The following is a 16,580-nucleotide window of genomic DNA, read 5'->3' as shown; positions in this document are numbered from 1 at the left end:
TTGTCCCTGCCTTACGTCGCTCGCGGGTCCGGCTATACTTGCTTTTTCGATTCCTGCCAGAGCTCTTCCATTTCATCCAACGAGGACTCGTCGATCTTTTTCCCTTTTTGCAGCAGCTTCTGTTCGACGTACCGGAAGCGGCGCCGGAATTTGCGGTTCGTCTTCCGGAGGGCCGATTCCGGATCAACCGAAAGATAACGCGCGACGTTGACCAGCACAAAGAACAAATCTCCCAATTCTTCTTCCAGGCGCTGGTGCAATTTCGGGGGAACGGTCTCTCCCTTCGCTCCGGCAATGCCGCGCCCAACCGGGACGGGCCCGGGAGCCGGAATCTTTGCGACCTCGGCTCGCAACTCCCCGGTCTCTTCCCGCAATTTATCGAAAAGCCCCTCGATGTTTGGCCAGTCGAAACCGACACGCGCCGCTTTCGAACTCAACTTGTGTGCTTCCATGAGCGACGGTACCTTGCTGGAAATGCCGGCGAGCAGCGACTCAGTTTGCTCTTCCTCTTCGACCAAAACGCCTCGCTCTTCGAGTCGCTTCTTCTTTTCTTCCGCCTTGATGGCCTCCCAGTTCCGGAGCACCTGACTCGAGGTTTCGGCCACGACGTCGCCGAAGACGTGAGGATGGCGGTTGATCAACTTGTTCGACAGGGTATCGAGCACTTTGTCGATGCTGAACTTCCCGTCTTCCTGCGCCATCTCTGAGTAGAAGAGCACCTGCAGGAGGAGATCGCCCAGTTCGCCGACAAGTTCATCCCAGTCGCGATTGTCGATGGCCTCGATCACTTCGTAGGCTTCTTCAAGCGTGTAGGGCTTGATGGAATCGAATGTCTGCTCGCGATCCCACGGACAGCCGCCCGGGGCCCGCAATTTTGCCATGATGCCTACAACGCGCTCAAACCTCTCACCTGTATCTGCCATGAATTGAATGTAAATGACTCGGGACGGGCTGAAAAGGCGGACCTTACGTCCCGCATCAGAGTAGAAGCATCGTACAAAGAGTGAGCGAAATTCCCAACCGGCACAGGCTTGTTGGCAGTCAGTTCGACATCGTCGTGATTGGCGGCGGGATCAACGGCGTGGCGATAGCGCGGGAGTGCGCTCGTGCCGGCCGCAGTGTGCTACTGCTCGAACAAAACGACTTCGCCTCGGGCACAACCAGCCGTTCCACCCGCATCATCCATGGCGGTCTACGATACCTGCAATACGCGGAAATAGGGCTCGTCCGCGAGTCCCTGCGGGAGCGGGATCGGTTGATTCGACAGCAACCACACCTGGTACGGCCACTTCGGTTCGTTCTGGCTCTTGATAAGAACAGCCGCTTTTCCGCGTTACAGGTTCGAGTGGGGCTATGGCTCTACGGCAGGTTTGCCGGAAGCCACTGGACCTTGGACCAAGGCGGGCGAGCAGCCAGGCAACTGGAAGCAGAACTGGACGCCGGCAAGAGCTGGTCGCTCTTCGAATACGATGACGCACAATGCGAATTTCCCGAACGCCTCGTGGCGGAGTGGATATCCGATGCGGCGAAAGCCGGCGCGGAAATCCGCAACTACGCCGTGGTATTGGAAGTAACGCAAGCGCAGGGGCGAGCCACCGGCATTGTTTTCCGTGACCGGTCGTCGGGAAATGAGTCGTCGGTCAACTGCAAATGGGTGATCAACGCCACTGGGCCATGGGTGGATCAACTGTGCGCCGAAACCGGGGTTGCAACCGACGGTCGGCTCGTCGGTGGGGTGCGCGGCTCGCATCTGGTGCTGCCCAAATTTCCGGGCGCTCCTGAAACAGCGCTTTACACGCAAGGTATCGACGGCAGAGCCCTGTTTCTAATTCCGTGGAATCAGCAGATACTCCTCGGAACAACGGAAGTGCCCGACTTCGGCAATCCTTCGGACGCAACCCCCAGTGCGGAAGAGATCGACTACCTACTGCGTTCGGCGAACCAATTGTTTCCACGTGCCACACTCACTGCGGCCAACGTGCATTACGCCTTTGCCGGAATCCGACCACTACCCTTCATGGAAGGAGCCGCTCCATCGGCCATCACGCGCAAGGCAATCCTGTACGACCACAAGCAGGACGGTCTTGAGGGGATGATCTCTGTCATCGGCGGGAAACTGACTACGGCGGCCTCGCTAGCGCGTAAGTGCGCAATTGCCCTTGGCCTGCAACCGCAAGCCACATCCGAAGTGCCGGTTCCGATCACGAATGCGAATGGGATTGAGGTGACGGTTCGACAATGGGCGGATGCGATGGCTCGCAATACTGGTCTGCCGCCAGAGTTGGCACAACATACGGCATCGATGTATGGCCTGGGTGCGCTCGGAATTCTACGCCTGGCCGCGTCCGACGAACGGCTTCTGCAGCCGCTCTGCCTCCATACGGAACACGTTGTCGCCGAGGCTGTTCATGCAATGCGGTTCGAATATGCCGTGAATCTTTCGGATGTGCTGTTGCGGCGGGTCCCCGTTGCGCTCGGCACCTGCTGGTCGCCAGAGTGTACCCAAATTGCGGCGAAGCGCATTGGAGCGGCCCTGAAGTGGGATCAACGGGAGATTGAATCACAGATTGAAAACGCGGAACTGGAACGCGTTGCGTTTCTCAAAAAGCCGGAAGCCGCCCCAATGCCGCACGATCCCTCAGTTCCCATCCACCGTTCTGCGTAACAGCACAGGGTCGTCGGAAATTAAACCGTCGACGCCCCAACTCGCAAGCCGCGTTATGTCCCTTGCGCGGTTCACAGTCCAGGTAACAACCTTGTATCCGTCTCGATGGAATGTCTCCACAAGTTCGCGGGTCAGCAGGTCGTGTCGGGGCATGAGATAGCTGACACGAACGTTGCGATATGCGCGCAAGCCGGAGACGTCATCGAAGATGAAGCCCAAAGGAACCTCTGGATTCGCCTCGGCGACGTCGAGCAGCACCTCCGCAAGGAAAGACGAGATCACGAATCGATGTGGCGGATATTGCCTGACAAGCTTCAAGACTGCTTTCTCGAAACCTGCGACCTTGATTTCGATATCGAGGAAGGCGAGATGGCCGAACTCACGCAGCACGTCCTGCAGGCACGGTATAGGCTCGCCATGGGTGTGCTTGAAGCTCAAGTATCCTTTGTAGAGTTCGTGGTAAGGACTATCAGCAACGAGGTATCCGCCGATCGCGTCATCGTGAATACAGGGCAGTCGGCCATCTGCACTGGCCCGTAAGTCGAACTCGAACCCGTCCAGCCCGCACGTAAGCGCGTGCTGGAAAGCGCTCATGGAGTTTTCTGGAAACTGGCTGACGCGGCATCCACGATGCCCGAGTAACAGCGGGCGATTGTTGCCGGCGTTCATGGTCAGTCAAGATCGAAGTCGCGGATCGGCTTTCCCGTATCGGGTGACTCTTTGGCCTTGCGAATGGCCTCCTGGAACTTCTTCTCCAGCAGATCGGCCTTGTTCTTCTCGGCTTCGACAGATTGCCGGAAGAGCGACTCCTTACGGCTGTCCTGCTCGCGCATGGAGCGAGCGGCCTCTTCAATATCGTTGAAGGTTTTCGGGATCGCCTTGGCCACATGCGAGATCACGGCCTTGGTGCTTGGATCAATCTTCAACATCGCGCCGCAGCAGGGGCACGGAACTTCAAACGGGCTGGAGTTCTTGGCCATAAGCAAATGCTAGAACGAAACGGCTAAAAAAGACAATGGCGGGTTTCCAGTTCCCAGTTAGAAGGCCCTTGCGTTCAACTGGCAACTGAGAACGACTTTCTCAGAGCTGAATCACCTGGTGAGCACCGCATTCCGCCTTTGCCGCTTCGATAAAGCGGCCGAGCAGATCCGGGCCGTGCTCTGCAAGCATGGCTATTCCGGCCAGTTCCCTTTCCTGCAATGTCTTCGCCGGATAGAGGCCGGCAATCAGTTCAGAGGCGTCGCGTTCGAGTTGCTGGTCGCGACGCAGCTCTGCTCGGGCGGCCTTGGTTCGCAGACGCTCGACCTGATATTTCATCTTCCGCGCTGCTTTTTCCGCAGCGGGCACCAGTGAAGGCTCGAGTCTTTGCAGCGCGTCTTGCATCTTCTCAATGTTCTCGCGGATCGCATCCGAGGTGACGTCGAGGGCGTCGTGAAGCCCTTCCGGTAGAACCCTGCTTCCCAGTAGTTGCTTGAGATTTTCGGCCCCCGCGAAGAGATCGGTGATCCTAAGCCGGTAGCGCTTCAACAGTTTTTGCATGCGCTGATTCACGAGCGTGGCACTCAGACGCGAGAGGATCGGTGTAACGCGTGCGAGCAGTCGTTGATATACAACAGCCGATTGTGCGAAATAGGCCACCTCGGCGGCACCACCGAAGTAAGCAACGGTCGGCAGCAGGTAGTCCTGCACGACGGGCCTTAGCAGCGCATTGGGACTGAACTCATGGGGCTGATTTCTCACCCGGGCGAGCAACTCGTCCTTTCCGACTCGTTGGGCACCGATCAGGAATCCGCCATTCGCGCGATGGATGGCGGTTCGCTCACCGCCGGACAGCGAGAAGAGCAACGTCGACTCTGCAGTGACTTTGACCTGCTCATGATATCCGGCTTCGCGGAGTCTTTTTCCGCGCGCCAGCAATTCCCTATCGAGCGCCTCTGCGCTCTCGAGAACCTGGCTGTAAATGGGCGCAGCGATTTGGCGCAATTCGGGGTCGAGCGGGTCGAGGAAAATCAATCCGTGGTTGCGGAAGATCTGCGCGAACAGCTTGCCGAAAGCTGAGCCGTACGTCTCTCCGGAACGATACGACGCTTTGAGATCGTCTGCAGCTTGCGAGTCGCCCAGGAGTGCCGCTGCTTCTTCGGCGAGCTTCTCGATTTCAGACGAGAACCTGACGGCTCCGACAGGAGCGTTTCTCTGCCCTCTGGAACTTGACCGCAATTCGCGTAGCTGACCCGGCCCAGCCGGAAAAAGCGCATGGTCGATTTCCGCCAAGTCGTGGTCTTCGGTGGCAAGCCAGAACACCGCGACTGCCGGAACTCCTGCGCGGCTCAGTTCCTCGGCTGCATTCAGCACAGAGGCGGCCTTCAGGAGCGAGTACAGCGGTCCTCCAAACAGTCCGACCTGTTGTCCGGTGACGATGGCGACCGCTCCTTCGCGGAATCTTCGCAGCGACTGCTGGGCCTTCTCTCCAACGCCAAATGCTGCGTTCTGCCTCTCGAGAACGGCGGCGACGCGGGCGCGGCGCTCAGGATCGTATTCAACCCGCTTCGCCTCATCGGTTAGCCAGTTGCGATTCGCCGGCCGCGGATAGAACTCGGAAACTTTTTGGAAATGGAAAAGATAATCGAGGAAAAGCTTGGAGGAATGCGGGATGGCCGTATAGGGAATACAGCGCTCGCTCACCTCTGGCTCGGGTGGCGGGGTGACGGACAGTGTCCGTAGCCGGGAGATGGAACTATTGCGCATGACCACACACGTTGGATGACGACCGCAAGCACGGGATGCAGAATCCACTCGCAATTAAGCTGACTGGATTGTACAGTGAGCGGCCTCGGGAGACCATTTCGGGGAGGCCGACTCCGGTTGGGAACTAGTACCCTCGTCATTTCTAGGTACCGCCTTGTATTGCCTGAGCGCTGCAGCGCAGCAGCCGACAATCACCATACAAAAGAGGTCCGAACTGGTGACCGTTCCCGTCATCGTCACCGACAAAACCGGCAAGCCCATTCACGGCATTGAGGCAGTTGGACGTCTGCTTAATGGGCCCTTTACCGCAACTTTCGGCTGCTCGTCATCATTTGGACATCCGTCATTCGTAATTTGCCCCTCGAATCTCCTGCTGTTTTCAGCCATCTAATCCTGTAGGATATTGATAGATCTTTGACATCGGCTGTCACTCAGCCGTTGCCGTCCCGCCTGAGCCCACGCAAGCAAAAGAAGCTTGCAGGGCCACCCAAGGCGGGAGCGCTCAGGAACCTGGCGGCAAATGCCGGTGGGTTCAAGATGGGGGCGTCACGGGTTCGACGGAAATGATTGCGGCCAGGAGGCATACCGGGGTGCATGCACCCGTAATCGTGTGCAAAAACACAATTGCCAACACACAGATGGCATACGCTGCCTAATTTGTAGGTAGCCGTTCCTCATGGCTTCACCCACCGGCCATGAAAGGACGTCGCACAGTGGGCTGGTTTCAGGTTCTACGTCTGGGAACTTGAGGCGAGATCAACAGGCTAGCCAATCGCATTTCTTGTCCGTTCTTAGTGCGGGTGGCGAACGTGGGGTTAACGACCCCGCAGGAACTGGACTAAGTATGTAGTCTCCTCGCCAGTAACATTTTCGGACAGGGGTTCAACTCCCCTCGCCTCCACCATGTTCCCCGCTGGACCTTTGCGAGGCTCATTTGCTGTAAGTTCGCACGTAAACAACCAGAACCTCTGACGAAACTCCAAATGCGGTAAACCTCACTCGACGACTGCCGGACTCGGCCTCGCTCCATTCTTCGCGCTGATGCTCTCACTCATCTCACGCCATGCCGAAGCGGCATCGGTGAAAATTCCCGGCTAGCTCTTCTCTGTGGCAACATGGGCCACGGACCCCTGCCTTGGCTCTTTGGAGCACCGCCTTCGGCTCTCTTCGTGTGGCGTTGGTGGTACCTTCGCTCGGAGCGGGGTGCCGTGTACATCGCTGGATGGAGTCAGTCGCTGCAACTTTCGGATGGGAGCTAACTACATACTTCGTATCAGTGCGCCCCTGTTCGACAGGATATGTCGATTCCAACTGGTGAGAGCCTTTGCACTTTTGTGGGGCAAAAGTGCGGCGCTCGAGCGGATGCCTCTAGAGTGCCGCAGTGATACAACACCTCGGCAGCAGCACCTTTCATTTGACATGCCCGTTGCAGTACTGCACAATCGTCCCACTTACTTTTCCCCCAATTTTGCCCGAAGCTTTGTGGGTCTTCGTGCTGACTCAGGTTTGTCTTTCTAAGAGTTTGGAAAGTTCCCAGGGCTCACGTTTCATCGTGATTCAATGGTGCACTCATTTCACGTCGTCTAGCCAATACGCAACCAGGGACTAGTAATCGAAAGAAAGAGAGCTTGAGATGCAAATGTGCCTTCGAAACGCGCGCCTGTCTTGGTTCGTTCTGTTGCTGATCCTTGTTCCGGTCCTGAGTCCTAACGCCGGTGCGCAGACCACACCCAACCCTCTTAATTTCGAGAACAACTATTTCGTAACAGGAGATTATGTGGTGGGCGGGTGGGTGCGCTCAGCAACTGCTGACACTCGCCCAGGTTATGCTCAGGGCACAATCAGCATTCCTGATACGTACCAGCAGAGCAACGTTGTGAAGCCGCAATCGGGCGTTACGTTCAGCGTGCCCAAGGGCGCCGACGTCGTCGCAGCCGTGCTTTATTGGCAGACGGTGGAGAAATCGTCTTCGACTTATGCGGGCGCGATCGCGTATTTCAATGGATATCCGGTTGCCGCAGGTCTGCCTCTTGGGAAACAGCCACCCTCCTGGAGTTCGGGCGGATGCTCCGGGCCCTCGAACGGCACCACGGTGATACAAACTTACCGTGCTGACGTGCGGGCGTTTTTGCCGATCCAGAACGGCATCATTCAGCCGAATGGCCACTTCAATGTGGAATTTGCCGACAGCGGATCCAACGGAAGCGGCGCGCCGTTTACGCTTGGCGCGACGCTGGTGATTGTGTACCGCGTCCTGTCGCAGGACTACCCGATGAACGCCATCGTTATCTACGATGGCGGATTCTCCCCAAGCACGACGATGCCGAACATCCTGCAGAACATTTGGGGCTTCTACAAGCCTTCTGCAAATCCGGTCGCGAAACTGACACACATTGTCGGTAATGGGCAACCGAACAAGTTACAAAATGTCTATTTCAATGGCATATCCAATACCCTGCCGAGCCTGTACAACATCGGGACTAGCAAGGGCAATCCGCCGTTCCCCGGCCTGTATGGCGATTGGGATAATCCCACGTGGGATGTGACGGAATTGGTTGGCTCGTATACGCCCGGTAATCCTGCGACGGTGTCGACCGAGGTCGATTCAGCGAGCACGAACAGCGGATGTGTCAGCTGGGGTGCGATTGTATTCAGCACAACAGTTGATCAGAGCGACAATGACGGACTGCTGGACACGTGGAAGGCGAATCAGGGGTACTGCGCTGCTGGTGTCAATAATGGCTCCTGTTCGCCCACTTCGACGGACCCCGGATGGGTCAGTCTCACCGGTGCGCAGCAGGGTGAGCAGGACGTGTTCATCCAGGCGGATACGATGTGTCACAGTGAATCGGACCCGAACGGAATCGGGATTTGCAGCATCGGTTCGCCTGGCTGCAGTTGCGACGGGTCCTACGCACCGCCCGCGGGTGTGACCGGTCAGATCGCCAATGTGTTTTCCCAGCATGGGATACACCTCCACTGGATGCCCGGCAATTACATACAAGCCCCCATATGCAAGGACAGCAGCACGCAACTGTGTATGTATCCGAGCACCAGCAGCTATACGCAAGAGGGCGTGGTCCCGTGGAAATCGGGTTTGGTCGCTATCAAGAACCAACCGATGGATTACGCCAACGAAAGCGAAACCGATTGCGAGAATTCCCCGTCTTGCGTGCGCGTCTTCCAGCCCGGGAAAAAAGACAGCTACCACTATATGTTGTTCGCGAACCGCCTGGGTGCGCCGCGATGGAGCTTCGGGGCGGGAAATTTGACCAGCGTCGTCTGGAACACCGACAACACTGTTTCGTTCACCGTTTCTCCTTCCACGCCTGCGAACCTCGACTCGGGAAGCCAGAACGGGTATGACCGAATCACCGTTGCCGGTGCGATCAGCCTTCCCGGCCTGGACGGCACATTCAAGGTCAACCCAATCGACAGCACACACTTCTCAATCAGTCTTGCGAACGAGCAATACCCACCAACTCCGCCAAGCAGCGCTGTGGCGTACAGTCTCGCTACCGATCCAAATCTGGCGATTTACACCGGCAACGCCGGAACCGGTTCTGGCATGTCGGACATCGGCGGATCGGATTCGGTGATCACACTGGGAGGCTGGGGCGCCTTGGCCACGTACAACGTGTTTGCGGGCACCACAATGCATGAGTTCGGACACACCCTTGGGCTTACGCACGGCGGTTATTCGTACCCCGATTACGTTCCTAAGGAAAACTACGTTCCGGTCAGCGAGCCGAACTGCAAGCCTAACTACCAGAGCGTGATGAGCTACCTGTTTCAGGTGGATCTGCTCTGGAACGGCGCCACCGATGGCAGCCGTGTCCTTGACTTCTCGGGCCAATCGCTCGATCCGCTCAATGAATTAAATGGAGGTTCGGTAATAAGCCCCACTCCCGCGTTCGCAGGGACGAAGTGGTTTGCGTTGTCCACTTTCAATGGTACCGGCACGCCGGCGACCCGGCATTGCGACGGCACTCCGCTCAACTCCACTGATTCGCCGATGTATGAAACCGAAGGTCTGACCTCGAGTATCTTGCCTACGACGTGGGCTGCGAACCAGGACATCAATTACGACGGCAATCCCACTCCTTACGGCGGGTTCAACGATTGGGTGGAGACCGGTGCCGCGAACGTCGGACACATGGATCTGCGCCAGATTGGCGCCACAGGCAGCAACAGCAGCGCCTCCGGGTACAACCTCGGCATCGGTGGCGGGTACAACCTCGGCATCGGTGGCGGCTACAACCTCGGCATCGGTGGCGGCTATAACCTGGGGATTGGTGGTGGCTACAACCTTGGCATCGGCGGGGGTTATAACCTTGGCATCGGTGGCGGCTACAATCTCGGCATTGGCGGCGGCGAAGACCGCGGCGAGATCAATGCTGACATCGCGAACTCCTACGTTCGTGCGCCGCGCTTCCTCAACACGAGCCTGACCGGCTCCTACTCAACGCAGGTTAGTCTGAACTGGATGGCGCCGACGTTCGGCATGATCGACCATTACAACGTATACAGAAAGGCCGACGGCGACACCAATTTCAAGCTACTTCAACCAACCTCACCAATTACGGGCCTCAGTTACACCGATACAAGTTCAGCCGGATGCACGATGTATACCTACTTCGTGACTTCGGTGATTCTCGATCCAAACGCGCAAAACGGCTACCGAGAAAGCATCGCCTCGAACCGGCAAACGATCACGACCAAGTGCATCTTCATCGGCTTCGGGTCGCCGCTACAGAGTGCCAGTGATCAGTCCTACTCGGGCGCGTATAACATCGGTAAGGCGCTCACTTTCACCTGGCAGTTGCAGGATCCCGTCACCCTGGCGTTCCGTAACAATCTGAACCTCAATACGGTTCTCGCGAACTATGCCGGGCCGGTACCCTCATCTGGAAAGTGCCCGGTACCCGGCGCGGCAATCATCGTCGGCAACCCGCTGGTGCTGTATAAGCCCGGCGTACAACCCACGTTTGGCACCTTCAGCTTCGACTCGAAGAAGAACAACTTCGTCTATAGCTGGAGCACTTCCACTGCGCCAAACGGGGCTGGGTGCTACGTCCTCGAGGTCGACGTCGCGTACGGCCTCACGCCCGGGTTCAGTCCCTACAAGACCACGGTACAGTTGAAGTAACAGGCACCCGGACACAACAAAGAATGCCCGGCCTCGGCCGGGCATTTCCCTTTCATCCAATACTTCAGTTTCCGATGCGCCGGCGGATTTCGGGCAACAGGGGATCTTCACCGGCTGGTCCATGCAAGTTCAGGTACGCCCGGAACGAATCGGCTGCCCCCGGGCTTTTCATCCCCTCGCGCGCGAGACCCTGATAGTAATAGACGGCGGGTAGGTATTCGTAGGTCGGAACCTGGTCGAGGAACAGCGACAAAGCTTCGCCTCGGCGCTTCAGGCAAGTATCGAATTCGGCATCCGCTTCGACGAATTGTTTGGCCTGCAAGTACGCTTGTCCGAGTTCCATGTGACCAATCCAGGTGTCGAACAGCTTATTTGCCGCTGTAAATGCCTGAACCGCGGAGCGGAAATCGCCGGACTTCAAAGCGATGTCGCCATCGATGATCTTCGCGTACGCCTGTGGTTCCGCGCGCAGATCCGACGTGAGTGCCTTGGCCAGTTCTGCGGCTTTCGCGCTCTGACCGGCTCGCGCTAATATCTGCGCAGCAAGGAATCTCACCTTCACCGACTGGCTGTTGGCTAATGCTTTCTCGGCGCTTGAGACCCCCTGTTTTGTCTGACCGAGCCATAACTGGTTGGCTGCCAGGCAAACGAGTTTCTCAGCGGCATCATCGGAATTCTTCCCTGCAAGGTCGGTGGCGATTCCCTGTTCAAGGATTTTGGAGGCTTCAGAGTACCGTCCCTGGTACGAATCCAGGTCCGCCAACCCCCACGATGCCAGGGCTGCGCCTACGGGGCTTACCTTTTCTAATGCCTGGTACGTTTCCTCTGCAGCCGACAACTGTCCTTGTCCCACCTGGGCAAATGCAAGGGCAAGGTAACCGAACTCAAACGTCGGATACTTCTGCCGGATGCGCTCCGCCTCCTGCTGGCCGCCATTGAAGTCGCCGGAGTAGGAGGAAAAGAACGCGATGTTCGCGGCCGTGATCGCATTGGGCTGGATATGATCACCCTTTTTTGCCTCAGCCGCGGCACCGGCGAAGTTACGTAATTTACTCAAACAGACCGCGAGATTGTTGTGGGCAATATTGTCGCCCGGGTAGCGTTCTGACAGTTTTGTGTAATCGTCGGCACACTTTTGCCAGTTCTCGGTCGCGAGATAGTAGAAGCCGCGAACGCGAAATTGTTCGCGATCAGTCATATGGTCGACGTGCTGCATCGCCAACGTAATGTACTTTTCCGCGTCCTGCGGTCGGCCCATCTTGAGAGCGGCCGAACTCATGCCCGCGTATGCACGCGCAAAAGTCGGGTCCAGTCCCGCCGCCTTCTGGAAAGACTTAAATGCCTCATCTGTTTTCCCGGCCAACTGCTCCTCCATCCCGATGCCGTACTGGTGTACGACTTCGAGGGAGGACGCGGTGAACGCACCGCCGGCGGCTACCAACTGCTGAGAGGCGGGCGTCGCGTCACCCAGTGCATTACGAAGCGGAGCAATGAGTTTGGGGATGTCACTCGGGACGTCGTTCTTGCTAGCCGCCATCACCTCCGACTTGGCAATCACGTTACCGCTGGCCGAGTCCAAGGCCATGGCGGAAATTTCGTATTCGTCGCCGCGGCGACTGATCTGACCGGTGATGACCGCGGAGACACCCTGGCTCAGAGCGACCAGCCGCGCCGACTGTTCGTCCAACTTGCCGGTGCCCTGGGGCAGCTTCGCAGCGAGGTTGTGTGCGGTACCGCGGTTGTACGCGTTGATGAACTTCGCGCCTTCTAAGGCTACATTGACCATCGGCTCGAGCGTGTCATCGAACTCCGGATCCCCTGTATAGTTCGCAAAGTCCGCAACGAGGACGCTCACGGGAGAGTTGCTGACCACCTTGGGAGTTCTGAGTTTCCGCCACCCGAAATAACCACCAGCCGCTACGATGAGAACCACCATGGCAAGCGTGACCCACTTGTAGACGGAAGACGTCTGTGCGCGACGGGGGACGACGAAACTGATAGCCGTCTTGGCGGTCGGAGAGAGAGATTCAAGGTCGACCAGGATCTCGGAAGCGCTTTGATAGCGTTTCCGTTTATCCGGCTCGATACAGTGGCTGACGACGGCGCTGAGGTTCCGCGGTACACCGCGCTCGACCTCCGCCACCGGGATAGCGCGTTGCTGGGCACGCTTCATCAAGCTGGCGAGCGCACTCTCGGCGGCGTATGGCATCTTGCCGGTCAGCAATTCATAGAATATGAGCCCGGCAGCGTAGATATCGGAGGTGCAGTCGACCTGCTCGCCGCGTGATTGCTCCGGCGACATGTACTCCATGGTGCCGAGTAGGGCGCCGGTCTGCGTCATGCCATCGGACTCGAGCGCGCGAGCGAGGCCGAAGTCCATGACGACAACCCGACCTTGCTTATCGCGCATGATGTTCTGGGGCTTCAGGTCGCGATGGATTACGCCTTCGCTGTGGGCGGCCTGCAGGGCGAAGCAAATCTGTCGAATGACATTGACCGATTCTTCGGGCGAAAGTTTCCCTTCCCGGCGCAGAATGCCTCGGAAGTCCTCACCCTCGACGTACTCCATGGTGATGAACTTGACGCCATTACTCTCCGAGATATCGTAGAGGCGAACGATGTTCCGGTGGGCAACCTGGCGGGCGAGGATGAGTTCTTGCTTGAAACGCGCCAGCATTTCAGTATTGCCGGCAAGTTCCGGACGGATGGTCTTCAGAGCTACGAAACGCTCCAGTTCTCTATCGTAGGCCTTGTAAACGGCGCCCATGCCACCCTGTCCGAGAACCTGGAGGATCTCGTAGCGGTTGGCGAGAACCGTGCCCATGGCGAATAGCGGGGCGGAAAAGAAGCTCCCGCCGCCCATGGTTCCCTGGGACTGACCGCCGACGGTTCCCTGAGACGGAGCGTACGGAACTGGTGATGCGGAAGAAGAGGACGAAGAACTGGGCGAGCGGACCGCGGTTGCTCCGAAGTCCCCACCTATCTTCGTCTCTGTTTCATGCCATTCGGGTTTAGGGTCGCTCATTACCTACACCTCAACCCCAGTACCAATAGGGCCACCTGAAAATTCATTATGATGGCAGTTGCGAGTCACCCGCTCGCGGCGGATATGTTTGCTGAGTATACACCGTCTTGAGCCCACCAAATGCGCGCAGCAAGGCAATTTCAGCTAAAGACACTTACCGGTTAACTCCGGATAGCGCCTTCCGGCAATGGATAGTGCGGTTAGTGAGCAAAGCGTGACTGCGCACAACCAAGGCGGGACTACTCTTGTCTGCTCTTGTCCTTGTAAACGATTCCCGCTTTCATGACGAAGGGGACGTTCTGCAGGATTCGCACATCCTTCAACGGATCTCCTCGCACGGCAATCAGGTCGGCCCACTTTCCAGCTTCGAGCGACCCCACGCGATCGGACCAGCCCATCAGGTCGGCGGCGTTCACGGTTCCCGCCTGAATCGCCTGTAACGGTGTCATGCCGAACTGGTTCACGTAGACCTCAAGTTCATGGGCATTCAATCCGTGCGGATAAACAGCGGCATCCGTACCGAGCGCAACCTTGACGCCCGCGGCGATGGCTCTTCTTGCGTTGGCTTTCTCAACGGCACTGACGTCCTTCATCTTCTGCTCGTAGAGGGCGGGCAGGTGTCCGTTTTGCGCAACCCAGTCAATGAGATATGCCGTCGGCACGAAATACGTGCCACGTTTCTTCATCTCCGCAATGCCCTGCTCGTCGAGATAAGAACCGTGTTCGATGGAATCAACGCCGGCTTCGGTGGCCCAGAGTATTCCCTGCGCACCGTGCGCGTGGGCAGCAACCTTGCGTCCGAGACGGTGGGCGTCGGCAACGATCGCCTTCATTTCCTCGAGGGTGTATTGGCTGGCCTGTGGATCGTCGCCCTTCGACAAAACACCGCCGGTCGCGCATATCTTGATGACATCGACGCCGTACTTGATGTTTTGGCGTACGCGCTTTTGCACTTCCGCAACGCCGTCGGCGGCGCCATCCGAACTCAGGTGGTACTCGAATGGCAGAAGGTTCTGGTCGCAATGACCGCCGGTGATTCCCAGAGCCGGCCCGCTCACCTGCATGTGCGGACCCTCGAGGTGACCGGCATTGATTTCGTCGCGCAGTGCGACGTCGGCATAACCGCTGGCGCCGACGTTTCGGACGGTGGTGAATCCCGCTTCAAGGGTCGTCTTGGCATTCCGGACGCCAATCAAGGCCTCGCGGACCGGCGTGGTCACCAGTTCATGGTAAGGATCGAAGTTGGTGTCCATGGTGAGGTGGGTGTGCACGTCAATCAGTCCCGGCATCACGGTCATGGAACGAAGATCAATCTCTTTGTCTCCGGCAGCTTTCGGGGTTGACGCGGTTGGAGCAATTCCGATAACCCTGTCGCCCTCGATGAGGATCGTCTGGTTAGGAGCTTCTTCGCCCGTGCGAACGTTCAGCAGATATCCAGCGCGCACCAGAGTTCGTTGCTTTGTTGCAGAAGTCTGACCAGACTGTCCCAGGAGAGCCCCACTCATAAGAACCAAAAACAGAGAGACCGCGAAAGCTCGTCGCATAGACCGTCCTTTGTTTTTGCAGGTTGTCCAACAGATTTGACGAGCAGTGTACCAGAGGTGACGTAAGAACGCGGTTGCGCTTTATCAGACGATCGTCGCTGGTTTCTACGCAGCGCCGAACGATGGAGCGTGCTGGCAAGGCATGTGCAACTTGTGGCAGACGGCGTCGCAACCGGGGACCTTGGCGTACCCGGTCGAACAATACAGGGCATTCATCAATAGTGGCATGGCAAACGTGCAGACAATGTGCTGTAGGTTGTACTGAAGGGGCGACACACAGTTTCGCTTTTGTGATGCAGACTCTAATCTGAAGTGCCTAGTCCGGATTCCTTGCCTGGTGCGCCTTCCGGCGATAATTCATCGTGACCCACCACCTTCGAGGTGTATTCTGCGATTTTATGAATCAGAATTCACTTCGAGGTCGGTCCATGCTTCGCAAGCCACTCTGCTTTCTGTTCATACTCACGTGTGCAGTTGGATCGGCATTTTCCCAGGGCACTTCCGCCTCGTCGCAATCGCAAGAGCTACGGCCAACAACGACGATCTACAGCAAGACGGAGTTGGTTTATGTGCCGGTAGTTGTTCGGGACAAGGATGGTAAGCACGTCCGTGGACTGACGAAAGACGCCTTCACTGTTCAGCAGGATGGCGCACCGCAAACAATCTCCGTTTTCGAAGAGGTTTCAGGGCCGCGAAAGGAACGGACTGCGATTTCTGTCGGTGACGGGTTCGTAACGAACGTCACACCGGAAACTAACGATCGCCAGTTAAGCGTCATAGTGCTCGACCTGATGAACACGCCGGTGATACGACAGGGAGATGCTCAACGCGCGGTCATACAGTACCTCGGAAATAACGCACTAGCGACTCATCCCATTGCCCTGTTCGCATTGACTACAAGCGGCTTGCAGCAGATCTACTCATTTACGGAAGATCCCGCTCTTTTGATCCGGGCGCTGCAGGAATTCGGATCACAGTCCGGAGGAGCGGCAGACATAACCGCCGAGAATCAAGCTGAAGTTGACAGGCTGAAGGCGGTGGAAGGCGCAGCGGCTGCGGGCGATGCAGGAATGCAGAGCATCGTGGCCCGTTTGGTCGCCGCAACAAAGCGGGGGAATGTGGCTTATCAGGTGTCTACGATTCGAGGGACCCTTGCTTCGCTGGAACAGCTTGCAGGAGCGCTGGCTGGCGTGCCGGGACGCAAATCTGTCATCTGGGCCACTGCCGGTTTTCCGTTCATCCTTGATGACCCGGAGAGCTTTGAGAATCGTGGCACGGAGTTGATGGATGACTATGCTCGAATCTGGAAACTACTGAACAGCGCATCGGTTGCCGTGTACCCCGTCGACGTTACCGGCCTCAATGCCGTGGGAATGGCCGGCACTGGGATATATGTAACGATCAGCGGATCACGGGCGCACAGGTGCAATCGGTAGCCCACGGAGTCGGGAT

At 57.5% G+C, this 16,580-nt stretch carries 10 protein-coding genes and 1 other RNA gene; 5 read left to right on the top strand and 6 right to left on the bottom strand.

The genetic code is table 11. The annotated features are described in order from the left end of the window. Nucleotides 1-32 precede the first annotated feature (32 nt). Nucleotides 33-923 (bottom strand): nucleoside triphosphate pyrophosphohydrolase, encoded by an 891-nt coding sequence (gene mazG / locus ROO76_20570; GenBank protein MDT8070561.1) that lies wholly within the window; start codon nt 921-923, stop codon nt 33-35. Between the two features lie 80 nt (nt 924-1,003). Between mazG and ROO76_20565 the strand changes: the two genes are divergently transcribed. Beyond that, entirely contained in the window at nt 1,004-2,665 is a 1,662-nt protein-coding gene (locus ROO76_20565) for a glycerol-3-phosphate dehydrogenase/oxidase (protein ID MDT8070560.1), read from the top strand. Here the strand turns inward: ROO76_20565 and ROO76_20560 are convergent. The 3 genes from ROO76_20560 to bshC form a co-directional block, all read right to left on the bottom strand. After that, a complete protein-coding gene (locus ROO76_20560) occupies nt 2,639-3,334 on the bottom strand; it encodes a glycerophosphodiester phosphodiesterase (GenBank protein ID MDT8070559.1) in 696 nt (231 codons plus the stop codon). The two genes, ROO76_20565 and ROO76_20560, sit on opposite strands and share 27 nt — an antisense overlap. A 2-nt stretch (nt 3,335-3,336) precedes the next feature. Beyond that, on the bottom strand, nt 3,337-3,645 hold the full coding sequence (locus tag ROO76_20555) for a hypothetical protein (GenBank protein ID MDT8070558.1): 309 nt from the start codon (nt 3,643-3,645) through the stop codon (nt 3,337-3,339). A gap of 100 nt (nt 3,646-3,745) precedes the next feature. Then, the gene (bshC, locus tag ROO76_20550) at nt 3,746-5,410 is read right to left on the bottom strand and encodes a bacillithiol biosynthesis cysteine-adding enzyme BshC (protein ID MDT8070557.1); all 1,665 of its coding nucleotides are present in this window, start codon (nt 5,408-5,410) and stop codon (nt 3,746-3,748) included. A gap of 154 nt (nt 5,411-5,564) precedes the next feature. Here bshC and ROO76_20545 point away from each other — a divergent pair, with 154 nt between their 5' ends. The 3 genes from ROO76_20545 (at nt 5,565) to ROO76_20535 (ending at nt 10,559) form a co-directional block, all read left to right on the top strand. Further along, nucleotides 5,565-5,801, top strand: coding sequence for a hypothetical protein (locus ROO76_20545; protein ID MDT8070556.1), 237 nt, complete (start codon nt 5,565-5,567; stop codon nt 5,799-5,801). A 148-nt stretch (nt 5,802-5,949) separates the two neighbouring features. Continuing rightward, nucleotides 5,950-6,314, top strand: a transfer-messenger RNA (tmRNA) gene (gene ssrA / locus ROO76_20540). 735 nt (nt 6,315-7,049) lie between these two features. Beyond that, entirely contained in the window at nt 7,050-10,559 is a 3,510-nt protein-coding gene (locus tag ROO76_20535; protein MDT8070555.1) for a hypothetical protein, read from the top strand. Between the two features lie 64 nt (nt 10,560-10,623). Here ROO76_20535 and ROO76_20530 read toward each other — a convergent pair whose 3' ends face one another. After that, a complete protein-coding gene (locus ROO76_20530; GenBank protein ID MDT8070554.1) occupies nt 10,624-13,584 on the bottom strand; it encodes a protein kinase in 2,961 nt (986 codons plus the stop codon). A gap of 239 nt (nt 13,585-13,823) precedes the next feature. Then, complete coding sequence (locus ROO76_20525; GenBank protein ID MDT8070553.1) at nt 13,824-15,029, bottom strand: amidohydrolase family protein; 1,206 nt, start codon at nt 15,027-15,029, stop codon at nt 13,824-13,826. Between the two features lie 527 nt (nt 15,030-15,556). On the opposite strand from ROO76_20525, the gene ROO76_20520 reads away from it, so the two are divergent. Continuing rightward, complete coding sequence (locus ROO76_20520) at nt 15,557-16,564, top strand: VWA domain-containing protein (GenBank protein ID MDT8070552.1); 1,008 nt, start codon at nt 15,557-15,559, stop codon at nt 16,562-16,564. Nucleotides 16,565-16,580: the final 16 nt, after the last annotated feature.

The sequence above is a fragment of the Terriglobia bacterium genome, assembly GCA_032252755.1.
Classification (GTDB): Bacteria; Acidobacteriota; Terriglobia; order Terriglobales; family Acidobacteriaceae; genus JAVUPY01.
Note: the sequence above shows the minus strand (reverse complement) of the source record. Positions and strands in the feature narration are given on the sequence as shown.